Source organism: Actinomadura sp. CNU-125 (assembly GCF_001942465.1).
Lineage (GTDB): Bacteria > Actinomycetota > Actinomycetes > Streptosporangiales > Streptosporangiaceae > Spirillospora.
In genome coordinates, this window is record NZ_MKJY01000321.1 from 11,752 (window position 1) to 27,892 (window position 16,141).

19 protein-coding genes and 2 pseudogenes are annotated in these 16,141 nt (G+C 72.8%); 11 read left to right on the plus strand and 10 right to left on the minus strand.

Translation table 11 applies throughout. The features are described 5' to 3' along the window. Window positions 1-48: 48 nt before the first annotated feature. From BJF79_RS30825 to BJF79_RS30835, 3 genes are all read left to right on the plus strand, one after another. The gene (locus tag BJF79_RS30825) at window positions 49-1,167 is read left to right on the plus strand and encodes an epoxide hydrolase family protein (protein ID WP_075902702.1); all 1,119 of its coding nucleotides are present in this window, start codon (window positions 49-51) and stop codon (window positions 1,165-1,167) included. Window positions 1,168-1,234: 67 nt separating this feature from the next. Then, window positions 1,235-1,861, plus strand: a complete 627-nt coding sequence (locus tag BJF79_RS30830; RefSeq protein WP_075902704.1) for a TetR/AcrR family transcriptional regulator — start codon at window positions 1,235-1,237, stop codon at window positions 1,859-1,861. Continuing rightward, entirely contained in the window at window positions 1,862-2,158 is a 297-nt protein-coding gene (locus tag BJF79_RS30835) for a hypothetical protein (protein WP_075902706.1), read from the plus strand. A gap of 10 nt (window positions 2,159-2,168) precedes the next feature. On the opposite strand, the gene BJF79_RS30840 is transcribed toward BJF79_RS30835, so the two are convergent. Further along, window positions 2,169-2,681, minus strand: coding sequence for an alpha/beta fold hydrolase (locus BJF79_RS30840; protein ID WP_410050162.1), 513 nt, complete (start codon window positions 2,679-2,681; stop codon window positions 2,169-2,171). A gap of 399 nt (window positions 2,682-3,080) precedes the next feature. On the opposite strand from BJF79_RS30840, the gene BJF79_RS30845 reads away from it, so the two are divergent. Next, window positions 3,081-3,947 (plus strand): helix-turn-helix transcriptional regulator, encoded by an 867-nt coding sequence (locus BJF79_RS30845; protein ID WP_262402781.1) that lies wholly within the window; start codon window positions 3,081-3,083, stop codon window positions 3,945-3,947. Here the strand turns inward: BJF79_RS30845 and BJF79_RS30850 are convergent. Then, window positions 3,892-5,070, minus strand: a complete 1,179-nt coding sequence (locus BJF79_RS30850) for a methyltransferase (RefSeq protein ID WP_083734236.1) — start codon at window positions 5,068-5,070, stop codon at window positions 3,892-3,894. The two genes, BJF79_RS30845 and BJF79_RS30850, sit on opposite strands and share 56 nt — an antisense overlap. 87 nt (window positions 5,071-5,157) lie before the next feature. Between BJF79_RS30850 and BJF79_RS30855 the strand changes: the two genes are divergently transcribed. Together BJF79_RS30855 and BJF79_RS30860 are read left to right on the plus strand one after the other, a co-directional pair. Continuing rightward, window positions 5,158-5,547 carry a YrdB family protein gene (locus tag BJF79_RS30855; RefSeq protein WP_075902712.1) on the plus strand — a complete coding sequence of 130 codons (390 nt, stop codon included), beginning with the start codon at window positions 5,158-5,160 and terminating at the stop codon, window positions 5,545-5,547. Then, window positions 5,544-5,915 carry a DUF6086 family protein gene (locus tag BJF79_RS30860; RefSeq protein WP_075902714.1) on the plus strand — a complete coding sequence of 124 codons (372 nt, stop codon included), beginning with the start codon at window positions 5,544-5,546 and terminating at the stop codon, window positions 5,913-5,915. The genes BJF79_RS30855 and BJF79_RS30860 overlap by 4 nt, the downstream gene beginning before the upstream one ends. Window positions 5,916-5,932: 17 nt before the next feature. Here the strand turns inward: BJF79_RS30860 and BJF79_RS30865 are convergent, their stop codons facing one another. Together BJF79_RS30865 and BJF79_RS30870 are read right to left on the minus strand one after the other, a co-directional pair. Then, the gene (locus BJF79_RS30865; protein ID WP_075902716.1) at window positions 5,933-6,778 is read right to left on the minus strand and encodes an NAD-dependent epimerase/dehydratase family protein; all 846 of its coding nucleotides are present in this window, start codon (window positions 6,776-6,778) and stop codon (window positions 5,933-5,935) included. Beyond that, window positions 6,778-7,179, minus strand: a complete 402-nt coding sequence (locus BJF79_RS30870) for a nuclear transport factor 2 family protein (RefSeq protein ID WP_075902718.1) — start codon at window positions 7,177-7,179, stop codon at window positions 6,778-6,780. The genes BJF79_RS30865 and BJF79_RS30870 overlap by 1 nt, the downstream gene beginning before the upstream one ends. 101 nt (window positions 7,180-7,280) lie before the next feature. Between BJF79_RS30870 and BJF79_RS30875 the strand changes: the two genes are divergently transcribed. Together BJF79_RS30875 and BJF79_RS30880 are read left to right on the plus strand one after the other, a co-directional pair. Beyond that, window positions 7,281-7,856, plus strand: a complete 576-nt coding sequence (locus tag BJF79_RS30875; protein ID WP_075902720.1) for a TetR/AcrR family transcriptional regulator — start codon at window positions 7,281-7,283, stop codon at window positions 7,854-7,856. Window positions 7,857-7,974: 118 nt separating this feature from the next. Beyond that, on the plus strand, window positions 7,975-8,487 hold the full coding sequence (locus BJF79_RS30880; protein ID WP_262402782.1) for a YwqG family protein: 513 nt from the start codon (window positions 7,975-7,977) through the stop codon (window positions 8,485-8,487). Window positions 8,488-8,523: 36 nt separating this feature from the next. On the opposite strand, the gene BJF79_RS30885 is transcribed toward BJF79_RS30880, so the two are convergent. From BJF79_RS30885 to BJF79_RS30900, 4 genes and pseudogenes are all read right to left on the minus strand, one after another. After that, complete coding sequence (locus BJF79_RS30885; protein WP_075902722.1) at window positions 8,524-8,892, minus strand: DUF4180 domain-containing protein; 369 nt, start codon at window positions 8,890-8,892, stop codon at window positions 8,524-8,526. Beyond that, on the minus strand, window positions 8,885-9,346 hold the full coding sequence (locus BJF79_RS30890) for a helix-turn-helix domain-containing protein (protein WP_262402783.1): 462 nt from the start codon (window positions 9,344-9,346) through the stop codon (window positions 8,885-8,887). The genes BJF79_RS30885 and BJF79_RS30890 overlap by 8 nt, the downstream gene beginning before the upstream one ends. Window positions 9,347-9,538: 192 nt before the next feature. Further along, window positions 9,539-10,812 (minus strand): annotated as a pseudogene (locus BJF79_RS30895) (aspartate kinase). A gap of 85 nt (window positions 10,813-10,897) precedes the next feature. Then, window positions 10,898-12,016 carry an FAD-dependent oxidoreductase gene (locus BJF79_RS30900; RefSeq protein WP_075902726.1) on the minus strand — a complete coding sequence of 373 codons (1,119 nt, stop codon included), beginning with the start codon at window positions 12,014-12,016 and terminating at the stop codon, window positions 10,898-10,900. Window positions 12,017-12,111: 95 nt separating this feature from the next. Here BJF79_RS30900 and BJF79_RS30905 point away from each other — a divergent pair, with 95 nt between their 5' ends. After that, on the plus strand, window positions 12,112-12,840 hold the full coding sequence (locus tag BJF79_RS30905; protein ID WP_083734238.1) for a TetR/AcrR family transcriptional regulator: 729 nt from the start codon (window positions 12,112-12,114) through the stop codon (window positions 12,838-12,840). Between the two features lie 9 nt (window positions 12,841-12,849). On the opposite strand, the gene BJF79_RS30910 is transcribed toward BJF79_RS30905, so the two are convergent. Continuing rightward, the gene (locus tag BJF79_RS30910) at window positions 12,850-13,395 is read right to left on the minus strand and encodes a hypothetical protein (RefSeq protein WP_075902728.1); all 546 of its coding nucleotides are present in this window, start codon (window positions 13,393-13,395) and stop codon (window positions 12,850-12,852) included. After that, window positions 13,392-13,979 (minus strand): TetR/AcrR family transcriptional regulator, encoded by a 588-nt coding sequence (locus tag BJF79_RS30915; RefSeq protein WP_075902730.1) that lies wholly within the window; start codon window positions 13,977-13,979, stop codon window positions 13,392-13,394. The genes BJF79_RS30910 and BJF79_RS30915 overlap by 4 nt, the downstream gene beginning before the upstream one ends. Before the next feature lie 94 nt (window positions 13,980-14,073). On the opposite strand from BJF79_RS30915, the pseudogene BJF79_RS30920 reads away from it, so the two are divergent. Together BJF79_RS30920 and BJF79_RS30925 are read left to right on the plus strand one after the other, a co-directional pair. Beyond that, window positions 14,074-15,553: pseudogene (locus tag BJF79_RS30920) on the plus strand (AlkA N-terminal domain-containing protein). 10 nt (window positions 15,554-15,563) lie between these two features. Beyond that, entirely contained in the window at window positions 15,564-16,079 is a 516-nt protein-coding gene (locus BJF79_RS30925; RefSeq protein WP_075902732.1) for a methylated-DNA--[protein]-cysteine S-methyltransferase, read from the plus strand. The last annotated feature ends 62 nt before the right edge of the window (window positions 16,080-16,141 follow it).

Consider the following 16,141-nt stretch of genomic DNA (forward strand, 5'->3'; position numbering starts at 1 on the left):
TTGGGCTCACCAATGTTGGCCAAGCCAATGGATTTCCGGAGGTTGTCAGTGATCACCGCCTTCAAGCTGGACGTTCCACAGCGCGACCTCGACGACCTGCGGGGTCGGCTCGATCGCGTGCGGTGGCCGGACGAACTGCCGGGCGTCGGCTGGGACCGCGGCGTCCCGCTCGCCCGCATGAAGGAACTCGTCGAGTACTGGCGCACGGGCTACGACTGGCGCGCGCAGGAGGCGCGGATCAACGGGTTCCCGCAGTTCACGACCGAGATCGACGGTGCGGACGTGCACTTCTTCCACGTCCGCTCCCCCGAGCCGGACGCGCTCCCGCTGATCGTCACGCACGGGTGGCCGAGCGCGTCCGCCGACTTCCTCGACATGATCGGGCCGCTCACCGACCCGCGCGCGTACGGTGGCGACCCCGCCGACGCGTTCCACGTGGTCGTTCCGTCCTTGCCCGGGTTCACGCTTTCTGGGCCGACGCGCGAAACCGGGTGGGACGTGGGGCGCATCGCGCGCGCTTGGGCAGAGCTCATGGAACGTCTTGGGTACACCCGGTACGGCGCGCAGGGCGGTGATTGGGGCTGGCCGATCTCGACCGGGCTGGCGGGTGTCGTCCCAGAGCGTGTCGTGGGCGTGCACCTCAACTACATGCCGTCGCCCCCGGGCGATGTCGAGGGCCTCGCAGAGGACGACCTGGAGCGGCTCGCCCAGCAGCAGGAGTACGTGTCCGACCCGGCGGGCTACTGGCAGATGCAGTCGTCGCGCCCGCAGACGCTCGCGTACTCGCTGGCGGACTCCCCCGTGGGACAGCTCGCCTGGATCGCCGACCGGGTCACCGCCTGGACGGATCCCGCGATCGGCGTCGCCGACGACCGGCTGCTCACGACGGTCATGCTGTACTGGCTCACCGGGACGGCGGGCTCGTCGTCGCGGCTGCACGCGGAGAACGCGGGCGTCCGGGGCGGTCCCCCGCCCGCGTGCCCGGTGCCGCTGGGCGTCGCGGTGTCGCCGCACGACCTCGTTCGTCCGGTCCGGCGGCTCGTCGAGAGCCGGCACGACGTCGTGCACTGGACCGAGTTCGACCGGGGCGGGCACCTGCTCGCGCTGGAGATCCCCGAACTTCTCGTTCCGGACGTCCGGGCGTTCTTCCGTCTCGTCAAGGTCTAACGAAACGCTTGCGTTTACTTCGTCGTGCCCGTAGTGTTCGAAACGGTAGCGTTTCGAAAGGACGGCGATGACACCACGGGGCGACGTGCGAACCGAGGCGATCCTGGCGGCGGCACTGCAGGTGCTCGCCGAGGTCGGCTACGACCGGCTCACCATGGAGGCGGTCGCCGCGCGCGCGCAGGCGAGCAAGGCGACGCTCTACCGGCGCTGGCCCGGCAAGGCCGAACTGGTGGTCAGCGCGGTGCGCGCGCACGGCGGCGACGGCGACGGCGCGCTCGTCCCGCGCGAAACCGGCGAGCTGCGCGGCGACCTCGTCGCGGTGCTGGAGCGGATGCGCGCGAACCTGGAGGCCCAGGACGCCGCGCTGCTCCTCGGGCTGGTGGCCGCCATGCACCGCGACCCGGTGCTCGCCGAGACGGTCCGCGACCGGCTCGTCGCCGACAAGGGCGCCGCGTTCGGGACGGTCGTCGAGCGGGCGGTGCGGCGCGGCGACGTCGCGGCCGACGTCGACACCGCGCTGTTCGTGGAGCTCAGCTCGGCGATGCTGTTCTCCCGGCTGTTCGTCACTGGCGAGCCGCTCGACGCCGCGTTCGTCCGGCACCTGGTGGACGCCGTCCTGATCCCGCTGCTGACCGGGGGCCGTCCGGCCGCCGGTCCACCGGCCGGACGGCCGACGACGCAGGGAGACCTTTAGATGTGGTCCGCGATCGTGCTCGGGTTCCTCGGCGGGGTGATGGGCGGCAACGCCCTCCCGCACTTCGTCCGCGGCATCACCCGGCGCTCCTATCCGTGCACGCTGGGGAACGGCCCGATCCCCAACCTCGTCGCGGGCTGGGTCGGGCTCGTCCTGTCGGTCCTGCTCCTCGCGTGGGCCGGGCCGGACGAGCACCCCGCCTGGACGCTCGCGGCCGCGGCCGCGGGCGTCCTCGCGATAGGCCTGTTCCATGCGGGGCCCGGCGCGTTCCCGCGGGCGAAGCCCGGCGAAGCCTGAGCGGAGGGGCTCACGGGCGGGAGAGGAAGTCCTCGACGTGCTTCACGAACTCGTCGGTCCGCTCCATCATCACGACGTGTCCGCTGTCCAGCTCGACGTACTCGCTCCCTGCGATGCCGGTGGAGAACTCACGGTGGTTCTCCACCGGAAGGGTCGCGTCGTGCACTGCGCCCAGGACGAGCGTGGGCGCCACGATCCGCGGCAACAGATACCGGATGTCGACCCTACGGACGAGGTCGACCTGGCGTAGGCGGGCCTGGGTCGGCGTCATGAACGCGTGGGCCTGTTCGACCGCCTCGTGCCCGGCCCGGTTCATGAAGCCGCGGCTGTAGGCGAGGAGGGTCGAGTACCGGCCGAACGCGTCGGCGTCGCCCGCGACCGCCAGCCAGGTCGTCACCATCTGGCGGACGTACTCGTCGTCCGGCCCGGCGACGCCCGCGACCGGGACCAGGCGCCGGACGAGCTCGGGCCGCAGGCCCGCGACGGCGGCGGCGACGAGCGCGCCGAGCGAGAAGCCGAGCACGTCCGCCGGGCCGGTCGCCGACGTCCTCGATCACGGCCGCGACCTGCGCGGCGAGCGTCTCGACGGTCAGCGGTGCGGCGTCGTCCGCGGCGAGGTCGCTGCCCGCCAGGTCGGGCAGGACGACGGTGCGGTGACCGGTGAACCGGTCGAGCACGCCGTCCCACATGGCCGAGCCGGAGCCGACGCCGTGCACGAGGACGAGCGCCGGGCCCGTCCCCTCGACGCGGTAGGGGATGCGGGCGTTTCCAACGTTGATGGTGGGCATCTGGAGCCGCCTTTCGGTTTCGGATGCCCCCGACGTTGCCCGGATCGCGCCGCGTTGTGGAGCGGACCGCCTTGCCTAGGACAACCGGTCCCAGGCTGCGGCGCCGCCCGATGCCCCACCATGGACGTATGGACATGGACCGCCGCGAACTCGCCGATTTCCTTCGCCGTTCCCGGGAGCGGCTCCGCCCGCGGGAGGTCGGCCTGCCCGCCGGACCGCGCCGCCGCACGCCGGGGCTGCGCCGGGAGGAGGTCGCGCAGCTCGCGGGCATGTCCGCCGACTACTTCATGAGGCTCGAACAGGCCCGCAGCCCGCAGCCGTCCACGCAGCTCCTCGCCGCCCTGGCCCGCGCGCTGCGGCTCACCGAGGACGAACGCGACCACCTGTACGTCCTCGCCGGGCACCGCCCGCCCGCCGGGCCGTTCGCGGGCGAGCACGTCCGTCCTGGCCTGCTGCACCTGCTGGACCGGCTCGGCGACACCCCCGCCCAGATCCTCGGCGACCTCGGCGACCTGCTCGCGCAGAACGCGGCGGCCGACGCCCTTTTCGGGTGCGTCTGCACGGTCGACGGGCCCGACCGCAACATCGTCTGGCGCTGGTTCACCGACCCGTTCGTCCGGTCCGCCTACCCGGCGGAGGACCACGAGCGCATCGCCCGCGTGCACGTCGCCGACCTGCGCGCCGCCGTGGCCCGCCGCGGGCACGACGCCGCGGCGGCGGCCCTGGTCGAGCGGCTGCACGGGACCGGCGGCGAGTTCACCCGGCTGTGGGAGCGGCACGAGGTCGCGGTGCGCCGCACCAGCCGGATGCGGGTGCTGCATCCGGAGGTCGGGGCGGTCGAGTTCGACGCGGAGGTGCTGGTGACGCCCGCCGCGGACCAGCGCCTCGTCGTCTACGCGCCGCCGCCCGGGTCGCGTTCGGTGGAGGCCCTCGAACTGCTGCGCGTCATCGGCCCGGAGTCGGCCCACCGGAGCCATGTCGCAGGCGCCACAGGGACGTGACCTCGGCGGCCCGCGCGGCGTGCAGCGGATCGTCGGCGTCGGCCGCCTTCGGGTGGACGGGTGTCGCGTCGAGCCGGTCGATCACCCGCAGGCCCGCCGCCGCGACCGCGGCGAGCAGCTCGTCGCGCGTCCGCAGCCCGAGGTGCTCGGCCAGGTCGGACAGGACGAGCCAGCCCTCCCCGCCCGGCTCCAGCCGATCGCCGAGGCCGTCGAGGAAGCCCCGCAGCATCCGCCCGCCCGGGTCGTAGACGGCCCGTTCCAGCGGCGTCGCGGGCTTCGCGGGGAGCCACGGCGGATTGCAGACGACGAGCCCGGCGCGTCCGTCCGGGTAAAGGTCCGCCTGCACGACGTCAACAGGGACCTGCAGCCGCTCGACGTTCTCCCGGGCACACGCAAGCGCGCGCTCATCGAGGTCGGTGGCGACCACCCGTCCCACACCGCGACGCGCGAGAACCGCCGCCAGGACGCCCGTGCCGGTGCCGATGTCGAAAGCGGACGTCACCCCAGGCGGGATCGGCGCGCGCGCGACGAGATCGACGTACTCGCCCCTGATCGGTGAGAACACGCCGTAGTGCGGGTGGATCCGGTCGCCGCCGAGCGCGGGCACGGGCACGCCCTTGCGCCGCCACTCGTGTGCGCCGATCACCCCGAGCAGTTCCCGCAACGGCACCGCGTACGGCTCCTCGCATGTCCCGTACGCCTCCGTGCACGCGTCCCGGATGTCCGGCGCCCGCCGCAGCGGGATCACGTGACCCGGCTCGACCGGCACCAGAACCATGCCCAGCGTGCGCGCGCGCTGGGCCCGTGCTTGCCGGAACAGGTGGAACACCTGGACACCGGACGGTTCCGCCTTCTTCTTCTTACGCGCGGGTGCGTCGATCCGGCGCGCCATGGCTTGGAGCAACTGCCTCGCGTTCTGGAAGTCGCCGCGCCACAGCAGTGCCGTGCCCTCGCACGCCGCCCGGTAGGCGTCGTCCGCGCGCGTCCCGTCGTCGGCGATCGTGACCCGGCGGGGCGGGGGCGCGCTCTCCGACCGCCAGCGCGCGCGCCGGTCCCGCCCGTCCTCGTACCAGCCGACGACCGGTTCGTCCGACACGCCCGCCCGTCCCTGCCCAGCACCCATAACGCGACCGTTCTGTGAGATCCCGCTTGGATCGTACGGTCGGTTCCGACCTGCCCGTGCAGGACGAATTGGTGCGACAATCCACGAATGCGACTTCCCGGGCCCTTGCACGTCATCAACGAGGGCCTCGCCTTCATCATCGAGATGGCCGCGTTCGCCGCCCTCGCCTGGTGGGGGTTCACGGTGGGAGACGCCGTACTCGTCAACGTCCTCCTCGGCATCGGGGCACCGGCCGCGGCGATCGTCCTGTGGGGCCTGTTCGCCGCGCCGAAGGCCCGCTTCGACGCCGGGCTCCCGGTCGTCCTGGCGGTGAAGACGATCGTGTTCGCCGCCGCGGCCCTGGCCGTGTTCGGCGTCGGGCACCCCGTGCTCGCCGCCGTGTTCGCGGCGATCACCCTCGTCAACACCGTCCTCGCCACGCTCGACCGGGAGGCCCACTTCCGCGCCGCGCGCGAGGACGCCGCGTCCTCCGGATGAGCCAGTACTTCCAGGTCGGCGACCACGTTCTGTGGAATCCGGCCACCTCCGTCGCCCGGCTGTTCGCGGCGACCGCCGAGACGCTCGCCGACATCGCGGACAAGCCATCAGGCATCGGCCCGGAACAGGCGGACGAGTACCAGATCGACGTCCGGACGTTCACCGTGTTCACCGACGAGCTGGTCCGGCGCTACGCCCGCTCTAACCACACCGTCATGCGGACCCTCATGGAGGGGTTCGTCGTGACGGCCCTCGCCCTCGCCAGCCGGGCCGGAGCCGACGTTCCGGCCGCCCGCGACGCCGACACGGCCGACGCGCGGGCGCTCGCCGAACGCGCACGGCGCATCGAACGCACCATGCCCCGCTGACCGTCCCGGCCGCGCGCTCAGGAGGCGGCGAAGGACCGCGCGTGCGCCGCGGCGAACGCGGCGAACGAGCGCGGCGGGCGTCCGGTGACCTGCTCGACCGCGTCCGTGACCCGGTCCTCGGCGCCCCCGGCGATCAGCCCGTCGAGGTCCGCGAGCATCGCCGCGAACCCGTCCGGCACGGACCCCGCCAGGTGCTCGCGCATCCGGTCCGCCGAGACCGCCCGGTGCCGGACGGGACGGCCCGTGACCCGCGCGATCGTGGCGGCGACGTCGTCGTACGACAGGACGCCCGGCCCGGTGAGGACCCGGTCGGTGGCGGGGGCCACCGGATCGGTCAGGGCGCGGACGGCGACGGCGGCGATGTCGTCCGCGTCGATGAACCCCACCCGGCCGCCGCCCGTGGCCGTCGTGATCACGCCCGCCGAGCGGATGCTCTCCGCGTGGACGTGCCCGCCCGTGAAGTTCTGCATGAACCACGACGGCCGCAGCACCGCCCACTCGCCGAACACCTCCGGCAGGGCTGCGTGGACGGCACCGGTCGCGGGCCCGCCCGGCGCGAGCTGGGACGAGCTGAGCAGCACGGCGCGCCGCGTCCCTGCCCGGACGGCCCGCTCCAGGAAGGGCAGCATGACGTCCTCCGGGTGCAGAGCCCCGATCGGCGGCACCAGGTAGATGCTCTCGACGCCGTGCAGGGCGGCGTCGTGCGTGGACGGGTCGAGCCAGTCGAACCGCACCGCGTCCCCCGCGTCCCCGGTGTTCGCCGCGCGGCGGCTCGCGACCCGCACCGTGCGGCCGTCCGCCCGCAGCCGGTCCGCGACGCGGGCGCCCGTCGTGCCGGTGCCCCCGGTCACCAGGACGGTCATCACGCGGCCCCGCGCATCGAGGCGGGCAGGTTCAGCGGGTTCCAGTAGTCGCGGTAGCGGACGAACCGTCCGTTCTCGACGTCGACCACTGCGATGTACGACATCTCGTACGGTTCGCCCGTTCCGACGACGCGTCCGGTCGCCCGCATCTCGGCGACGATGCGTCCGGGCGTCGCGGTCCGGTGGATCTCCACATGGGGGATCGCTTGGAGGTCGATGTGGTTCGGGTAGTCGCGCATGTAGGCGGCCACGGCGGCGCCGCCGTCGAGCCGCCGGGGCGCGCCGGCGGGCGCGAACGGGTGCTCCATCACCGCGTCGTCGGCCCACAGGCCGGCGAACCCGTCGAAATCGCCGTCCAGCAGCAGGTCCATCCCGTGGCGGAAGGTCTGTTCGGCGTCCATGACACCTCTCTCCGGTCGAGCGCGGGCCGATAGAATACGGACCGCCGGTCCGCACCACTATATGCGGACCGGCGGTCCGGATAGCAACACGAGAGGTCCCGATGCCCGAACGCAGGCACCGCGCCGACGCCGTCCGCAACCGCGAGGCCGTCCTCGACGCCGCCGAGGCGCTCTTCGCGCGCAGCGGCTCCGCCGAGGTCAGCATGAACGCCGTCGCCGCCGCCGCGGGCGTGGGCAAGGGCACCGTCTTCCGGGCCTTCACCGACCGGACGGGCCTCCTGCAGGCCCTCGCCGAACGCCGCTCCGCGCGGCTGCTCGAAGCCGTGACCGGCGGGCCCGCGCCGCTCGGCCCGTCCGCCCCGCCGCGCGAGCGCGTCCCGGCCCTGCTGGACGCCCTAGCCCGCCTCAAGCTCGACAACCGGAGCCTCTACCTCGCGATCGAGGAGACCGGCTCGGCGAGCCCGTACCAGAACGACTCCTACACACGGGGCCACGCGATCCTCGCCGACGCGCTCGCCGAACTGGTCGATCCCGGGCAGGCGGACTTCCTCGCGCACGCCCTGCTCGCCGCCGTCCGCGCCGACCTCATCACCCACCTGACGACCGTGGACGGCCTGACCGGCGACGAGATCCGCGCGCGGCTGGCCGCGTACGTCGAGCGGGTGCTCCCGGCATAGGACGCCCGGCCGCCGGATGTCGGTGGCGGACGCTAGCCTCCGGAGGCATCCTCCGGAACCCGCTGGGAGCACCCATGCCAAACCGATCCCCCTCGATTTCGTCGCCGCCGACGGTCCGGTGCGCGAACCGGTCACGAAGATCGGCGGGCAGCCGGTGTGGCTGGAGGAGCCCGCCTGGCCCGTCTCCGCCGAACTCGAAACGCCCATGCGCTTCCTCGGGCAGTTCGCGCTCGACGGCGGACGCCTCGCCTACCTGTTCATGACCGCCGACGAGGAGGAGTACGTCGACGACACGTGGGAGCCCGACGCGGGCGAGAACGCGCTGGTGATCCAGCCCGGCGGCCGGATCCCCGAGTTCGTGGAGGTCGAGGCGCTGGCCGAGGGCCCCACCTACGGTCCCGACCACCTCCCCGTGACCGGGACCGGCAAATGGCCCGACCAGTTCCTCGGCGGCCCCAAGATCAAGCCGTACTGGCTGCAGAGGGACGAGACGCCGGGCAAGGGCTGGCAGCTCGTGGTCCAGCTCTCGCACGGCATGCCGTTCGAACCGAACTTCGGCGACGCCGGGACCGGCTACGCCTTCGTGTCCCCGGACGGCAAGGAGGGCCGGTTCCTCTGGCAGTGCCACTGAGGCGGCGCCGCGCAGGTGACCGCGCGGCCGGCGCGGTCAGGCGGACGCGCGGAGCCGCGCGTCCAGGGCGTCCAGATCCGGGACGAACCAGACGTGCCCGCCCGTGTTCGACTCGGCGACGAGGGCGCGCAGCGCCGAGCTCGTCTCCAGATGCGCGGAGATGTCGCCGACGATCGCCAGCCGGATCCGGTAGTTGACGAACTTCTGCATGATCTCGCCCGCGAAGCGGGTCCCGAGGGCGAAGAACCGCTCGTCCAGGCGTCGTGCGGGGACGGCCACCAGCTCGGCGCCGAGGAACGCGGCGCCGATCAGGTCGAGCGCGTCCTGCTCGGTGGCGATCGGCGGCCCGTCCGGGTCGCACACCAGCACCGGGGTCCCGGCCCGTTCCGTCATCTCGTCAGCCATCGGTCTCCTCCGCTCCCAGCAGGTCGTTGTCGCCCCCGAGCACGCCGTCGAGCAGGCGCAGCACGTCCGCGGTCGCGCCCGCGCCGCCGAGGACGACGATCTTCAGGCGGCGCCGTTCCGCGTTGTGCATGGTCTGGATCCGCAGCCGGTGCCGCGGGTCGCCGCCGGTGTTCACGCCCGCCAGGACGAGCGTGCTCAGCCGGTCGGCCGCGGCCCGGTCGACGCCGTCGATCTCGACGATGCTCGACACTTCGACGGACGCGCCCGCGTCCGCCCGTCCGGACGGTGCGGGCGGGCGGCCGGTCAGCGCCTCCAGGTCGGCGGGCGCGATCCGGTACTGCTTGCCGATCCGCACGGCCTTGAGCCGTCCGTCGCGGATGTAGCCGCGCACCGTCCGCACATGCAGCCCGAGGAGGTCGGCGACCTCCTCGACCGAGTACATTTTCTCCGCCATCACTCCCTAACATACCGGATGATAGGGAGTGATGCGTCAGTTTAAGGCGTTGCGGCAAGTCCGCTGCCCGCAGGCGATGTTTCACGCGAAACACAGGACCACGACATCGCCCGGAACGGCGACGGGCCGCGCCCCCGGGAACATCCGGGGAGCGCGGCCCGTCGGTGACCTGCGCCGAGCGGTCGGCCGGGGTCAGCGGCCGGTGCCTCCGTAGACGACGGCCTCGACCTGCTCGGAGTCGAGGTCGAACGCGCGGTGCGCGGAGGCGACGGCGGTGTCGAGGTCGTCCTGCGCGACCACCACGGAGATCCGGATCTCCGACGTGGAGATCATCTCGATGTTCACGCCCGCGTCGGCGATGGCGGCGAACAGCGTGGCGGTGACGCCCGGGTGCGAGCGCATCCCGGCGCCGATCAGCGACACCTTGCCGATTCGGTCGTCGTAGCGCAGCGACTCGAAGCCGATGCGCTCCTTGACCTTGTTGAGGGCGGTCAGGGCGGCCTGCCCGTCGGTGGCCGGCAGCGTGAACGAGATGTCGGTGCGCCCGGTGGACGCGGCCGACACGTTCTGCACGATCATGTCGATGTTGATCTCGGCGTCGGACAGCACCGTGAAGATCGTGGCGGCCTCACCGACCTTGTCGGGCACCCCGACCACGGTGATCTTGGCTTCGCTCCGGTCGTGCGCGACGCCGGAGATGATCGCCTGCTCCATGTCCTGTCCTTCGAGTTCGCTGCTGTCGACGACCCACGTGCCTTCCTTCTGGCTGAACGAGGACCGCACGTGGATCGGGATGTTGTAGCGGCGCGCGTACTCCACGCAGCGCAGGTGCAGGATCTTCGCCCCGCTCGCCGCCATCTCCAGCATCTCCTCGTAGGAGATCTTCGGCACCTTCTGCGCCGCGGGCACGATGCGCGGGTCGGCGGTGAAGACGCCGTCGACGTCGGAGTAGATCTCGCAGCAGTCGGCGTTGAGGGCCGCCGCCAGCGCCACCGCGGTGGTGTCGGACCCGCCGCGGCCGAGCGTGGTGATGTCCTTGGTGCCCTGCGAGACGCCCTGGAAGCCGGCGACGATGCAGATCGAGCCTCGTCCAGCGCGGTCCGTATGCGTCCCGGGGTCACGTCGATGATCTTGGCTTTGCCGTGGGAGCCGTCCGTGATGACCCCCGCCTGGGAGCCGGTGAACGACCGGGCCTCGTGGCCCAGGTTCGCGATGGCCATCGCCAGCAGCGCCATGGAGATGCGCTCCCCGGCGGTGAGCAGCATGTCCAGTTCGCGTGCCGGTGGCAGGGGGCTGACCTGCTCGGCCTTATCGATGAGATCATCCGTCGTGTCACCCATGGCGGAGACGACGACAACGACGTCGTTCCCCGCCTTCTTCGTTGCGACGATTCGCTGGGCGACCCGCTTGACGCACTCGGCGTCGGCGACGGAGGAGCCACCGTACTTCTGCACGATTAGAGCCACGGTTTTGGGCGCTCCTCGGTTCGGGGTCAGGCGTACCGGCGGTCCAGTCTACCGAGGTCATCCCGATTGACTACGTCGAGGTGATTCACGGACTAGTCACCCGGCCCGGGTCGAAGTCGTACAACCAACCCGTGGCGCGCTCGTAGAAGCGGTCGAAGAACAGCGGCATGAAGACCTCGCGGAGGCGCGCCGCGACCGGCCCGGCCGTCTTCGCGTCCCGGTTCGCCGCCGCCGACTTCGCCAGCTTCGCCGTGCGCCCGTGCCGCTGCCGGTCGAACCGGGCGAGCGCCGCGGCCACGTCGCCGTCCCGTGCCGCGTGCAGCTCGCGGCCGAGGACGACCGCGTCCTCCAGCGCCATCGACGCCCCCTGCCCCGCGCCGACGGGATACGCCGCGTCGCCGATCAGCGCCGTCCGTCCGTCCTGGCGGCGCGCGACGGGCGCGAGGACGTGCAGCGGCGTCGCCGCGGTCACCCCGGACGCGTGCCGCAGCACGGTCGCGGCCGGTTCGTCGTCGCGGAACAGTTCCAGCAGCTCACCGGGCCCCACCGCCGCCGGATCGGACGGCTCGCGCGGTGCGGCGACCTGCGCGGACCACCACACCGTCCCGTCCGGGGCGGGGAGGAAGATGAACGCCCCGGCGCGCGCCATCACCATGTTGAAGCCGTGCGCCCCGTCCGGGGCGGCGGTCGCGGTGCCGGACACCGAGTACAGCCCCGCGTAGACGGGTTCGGGGGCCGCCGGGTCCAGCGCGCGCCGCGTGGCCGACCAGATGCCGTCCGCCCCCACGACGACGTCGGCGTCCGCGACCGCCGGGTCGCCGACCGCGACCCTTTCCCCGGTGACGACCCGCGCGCCGCACCGGACCGCCTCCCGCCTGAGCACCCCGACGAGGTCGGCCCGCATGATCGTGACGCTGCGGAGCGCGTCGTCCGAACGTCGTCCGCGCGGGACGTCGCCGAGCAGCCTGCCGCGTCCCGACCACATGCGCTGCCGTTCCACCGCGAACCCCGCCGCCTGCACGGAGGCGAGGCAGCCCAGCGCGTCCAGGGCCCGCAGGCCGTTGACCGCCAGGCTGACGAACGAGCCGACGGGCCCCGCCGGGTCGTCGTAGGCCTCGTACACCGTGACGTCCGCCCCGGCCCGCGCGAGCGCGATCGCGCTCGCCGTTCCGGCCACTCCGCCGCCGATCACCACCGCACGCATCGGCCACCTCCCGAATCTGCATTCACCGAATCCATATTCGGTGAAACTGGGCTCAGTATGCTGTGCCGGTACGGCGGGACGCAAGCGGAGGACACATGGGCGCGGAGAAGTCGGGCGCGGAGAAGTCGGGCGCGGAGAAGTCGGGCGCGGAGAAGTCGGGCGCGGAGAAGTCGGGCGCGGCGAAAGCGGGCACGCGCAAAGCGAAGGCCGCCGAGACGCAGGCGGCGCTGAAGGAGGCCGCGCGGCGCCGGTTCGCCGAGCACGGCTACCTCAACACGAAGATCACCGACATCACGGCCGCGGCGGGCCGCGCGACCGGGTCGTTCTACGACCACTTCGCGAGCAAGGAGGACCTGCTGCGGGCGCTCCTCGCCGACTGGCACCGGCAGGCGCGCGGCGAACTCGCCGGGGAGGACCACCCGCCGCACGACCTCACCGACCGCGACCAGCTCCGCGCCCACCTCGCCGTCCCGTGGCGCATGATGCGCGCGGACCCCGCCGTCATGGTCGCCCTCTTCGAGTCGCAGGCCGCCTCCGGGCCGACCACCGGCGAGGCGTGGCGGCGGCTGACCGGCGACACGCGGGTGCTCCGCGACCACCTCGACCACCTGCGCGACCGCGGGCACCGCCTGCCCGGCGACCCCGAACTGGTCGCCGCGGCGATCGGCGGGCTGCTGTCGATGCTCGCCTACGCGCTCGTGAGCGGGGCGGAAGAGTCCGGGTACACCGACGACCAGGTCGTCGACACCCTCACCGACCTGCTCCTGCACGGACTGGCCGGCCCGCACGGCCCGCACGGTCCGGGCGGTCCGGGCACGCGGTGACGATGCCGGTCAGCGGCTCGGACGTTCGGGTACGGCGTGCGCCACGACGAGCTTGAGCAGCAGGACGACCGGCAGCCACGCGAGGCCCTCGGGGGCGGGGATCGAGGGGGCGAGCATCGCGCCGGTGAGGACGATCAAAAGCGCAGCCGGACGGGCGAGGCGGCGCGGCGCACGGGCGACGAAGACGACGCCCGCGAGGGCCCACGCGTACCAGAGCGGCCCCCACCACCAGGCGGCGCCGAAGGCGAGGCCGACGATGATCGGCTGGACGTGCGCGGCGGCGAACCCGATCTCGTTGTGCATGAACCGGTTCAGGCGGGTCGGCGGCAGCGGCAGGGGGCCGTGGTAGAAGCGCTTGGCGGAGTCGAGGCCGTTGGCGACGACACCGCCCGCGAGGTCGTAGGCGAGTGCCGCGGCGAGGAGGAGCCGCCACCACGTCCAGTCCGCGTCGAGGCCGATACCGAGGGTCGCGGCGACGCCGAAGGCGCCCGCGAGGTGGGCCAGGGCGCGCTCGCCGCGGGTGGGGTCGACGCCGAAGAACCAGCTCGGTTTCACGTGAGCCCCTTCTCGTAGACGGTCATGGTCTCGGCGGTCCAGCGGGCAAGGCCCTCGCGCGACAGCGGGTCGGTGCCGAGCACGTCCGCGATCCGGTGCCGGAGAAGGATCATCGCGAGATCGTTGACCAGTAGGAACGCCGCGCGTTCGTCGGTCGCGGCGTGCCGCCGGGCCGCCTCGAACAGGCGCCGGAACAGGCGCGCGCCCGCCGGGTCGTCGCCGGGCAGGATCCGCGCGAGGTAGGCGGGCACGGGGGAACCGGGCGGCAGGCGGCGCAGCAGCGCGTCCGCGAGCGGCGCGGGCGTGTTCGCGCCGCTCGCGGACGCGTCGCCGCTTGTGGACGCATCGTTGTGCTCGGCCAGCTCGTCGAAGATCCCTTCGAGGATGCTCAGGACGTGCCGGTCGACGGTCTCGCGCAGCACGTCCTTGGAGCCGAAGTGGTGGATGACCAGGGCGGCGGAGACGCCCGCGGCCTCGCCGATCCGCCGGACGGTGACCCGATCCGGTCCCTGGAGGGCGAAGAGCCGCAGGGCTTCGTCGCGGATGACGGCCCGGGGCGTACGATCATCATTGACTGAACGCATGTTTAGGATCCTAAACAGATGTTTAGTCGCCGTGCAACGCTGATGTCGGTTTTCCGCTAGTGAACGCGCGTGGCCGTCGACGATGCTGGGGGACATGCACGAGGACGTGGAAAGGTGCGTACGGGCCGTCCGGTCGAAGGACGCCCGGTTCGACGGATGGTTCTTCACCGGGGTGGTGACCACCGGGATCTACTGCCGCCCGAGCTGCCCGGCCGTGCCGCCGAAGGCGGAGAACATGCGGTTCTATCCGAGCGCGGCGGCCGCGCAGCAGGCCGGGTTCCGGGCGTGCAAGCGGTGCCGTCCGGACGCGAGCCCGGGGTCGCCCGAATGGAACCACCGGGCGGACGCCGTCGCGCGCGCCATGCGGCTCATCGCAGACGGTGTGGTCGATCGCGAAGGCGTCCCTGGGCTCGCGCGCAGACTCGGGTACAGCACGCGGCAGATCGAACGGCAGCTCAACGCCGAACTGGGGGCCGGTCCCCTGGCGCTGGCGCGCGCGCAGAGGGCGCAGACCGCGCGCCTGCTGATCGAGACGACGCCGCTGCCGATGGGGGACGTCGCGTTCGCGGCGGGGTTCGCGAGCATCCGGGCGTCAACGACACCGTCCGGGAGGTGTTCGCCCTCACGCCGACCGAGTTGCGCGACCGGGTCGCGAAGGGGCATCCGCCCGCCGGGTCCGGCACGCTGTCCTTCCGGCTGCCGTTCCGCGCGCCGCTGTGCCCGGACAACCTGTTCGGGCACCTGGCGGCGACGGCGGTGCCCGGTGTCGAGGAGTGGCGGGACGGCTCGTTCCGCCGGGCGTTCCGGCTGCCGCACGGCCACGGCGTCGCCGCGCTGCGCCCGCACCCCGACCACGTCGTCTGCACCCTGACCCTCACCGACCTGCGCGATCTCACCATCGCGATCAGCCGGTGCCGGTGGCTGCTCGACCTGGACGCCGACCCGGTCGCCGTCGACGACCAGTTGCGCGCCGATCCGGTCCTCGCGCCGCTGGTCGGCAAGGCGCCGGGACGCGCGTGCCGCGTGCGGCGGACGCGCCGGAGTTCGCCGTCCGCGCCGTCCTCGGGCAGCAGGTGTCGGTCGCGGCGGCGCGGACGCACGCGGCCCGGCTCGTCGTCGCGCACGGCGAGCCGATCGACGATCCGTCCGGCGAGAACGGCGGGCTCACCCACCTGTTCCCGACGCCCGAGGCGCTCGCGGACCTCGACCCGGAGACCCTTGCGTTCCCCCGGACCCGGCGCGTCACCCTGGCGGCCCTCGTGGACGCCCTCGCGAAGGACGAGATCGACCTCGGCGTCGGAAGCGACTGGGAGACGGCCCGCGCGCGCTTGGCGGCACTCCCCGGTTTCGGACCGTGGACGATCGAGACCATCGCCATGCGTGCCCTCGGCGACCCCGACGCGTTCATCCCCGGAGACCTCGGCGTGCGCACGGCGGCCCGCACGCTGGGTCTCCCCCACACCCCGGCCGCCCTCACCCGGCATGCCGAAGCGTGGCGACCGTGGCGCGCCTACGCCGTCCAGTACCTGTGGGCGACCGGCGACCACGCCATCAACTACCTGCCCGCCTCCTAGAGGAGTTGACATGCAGACAACGCACACAGTCTTGGAAAGCAAAGTCGGACCGCTCACGGTGGTCGTCACCGGCGGCGCCGTGTCCGGGCTGTACATGGACGAACAGCGGCACCGGCCGCCCCAGGAGACGTTCGGCTTCCCTGTGGACGACCCCAGCGAACGGCCGTTCGCGCAAGTCGCGGAACAGCTCGCCGCCTACTTCGCCGGGGACCTGACCGAGTTCGACGTTCCGCTCGCCCTGAACGGGACCCCGTTCCAGCAACGCGTCTGGGCGGCCCTCCAAGACATCCCCTACGGCGAGACGATCTCCTACGGCGAGCTCGCGCGGGAGATCGGGAACCCGAGCGCCTCCCGCGCCGTCGGGCTCGCCAACGGCAAGAACCCGGTCGGCGTGATCGTGCCGTGCCACCGGGTCGTCGGATCGAACGGCGACCTCACCGGGTACGGCGGCGGCATCGACCGCAAGCGCTACCTGCTGGGCTTCGAGCGGGAGATCCGGCACGGCGCCGCGCCCGCGCTGTTCTGAAGTTTTCGTCGCAGGCGGCGGGTAGCGTACGGGCGCGACCGGGTATCCGGTCCGTGCGGATT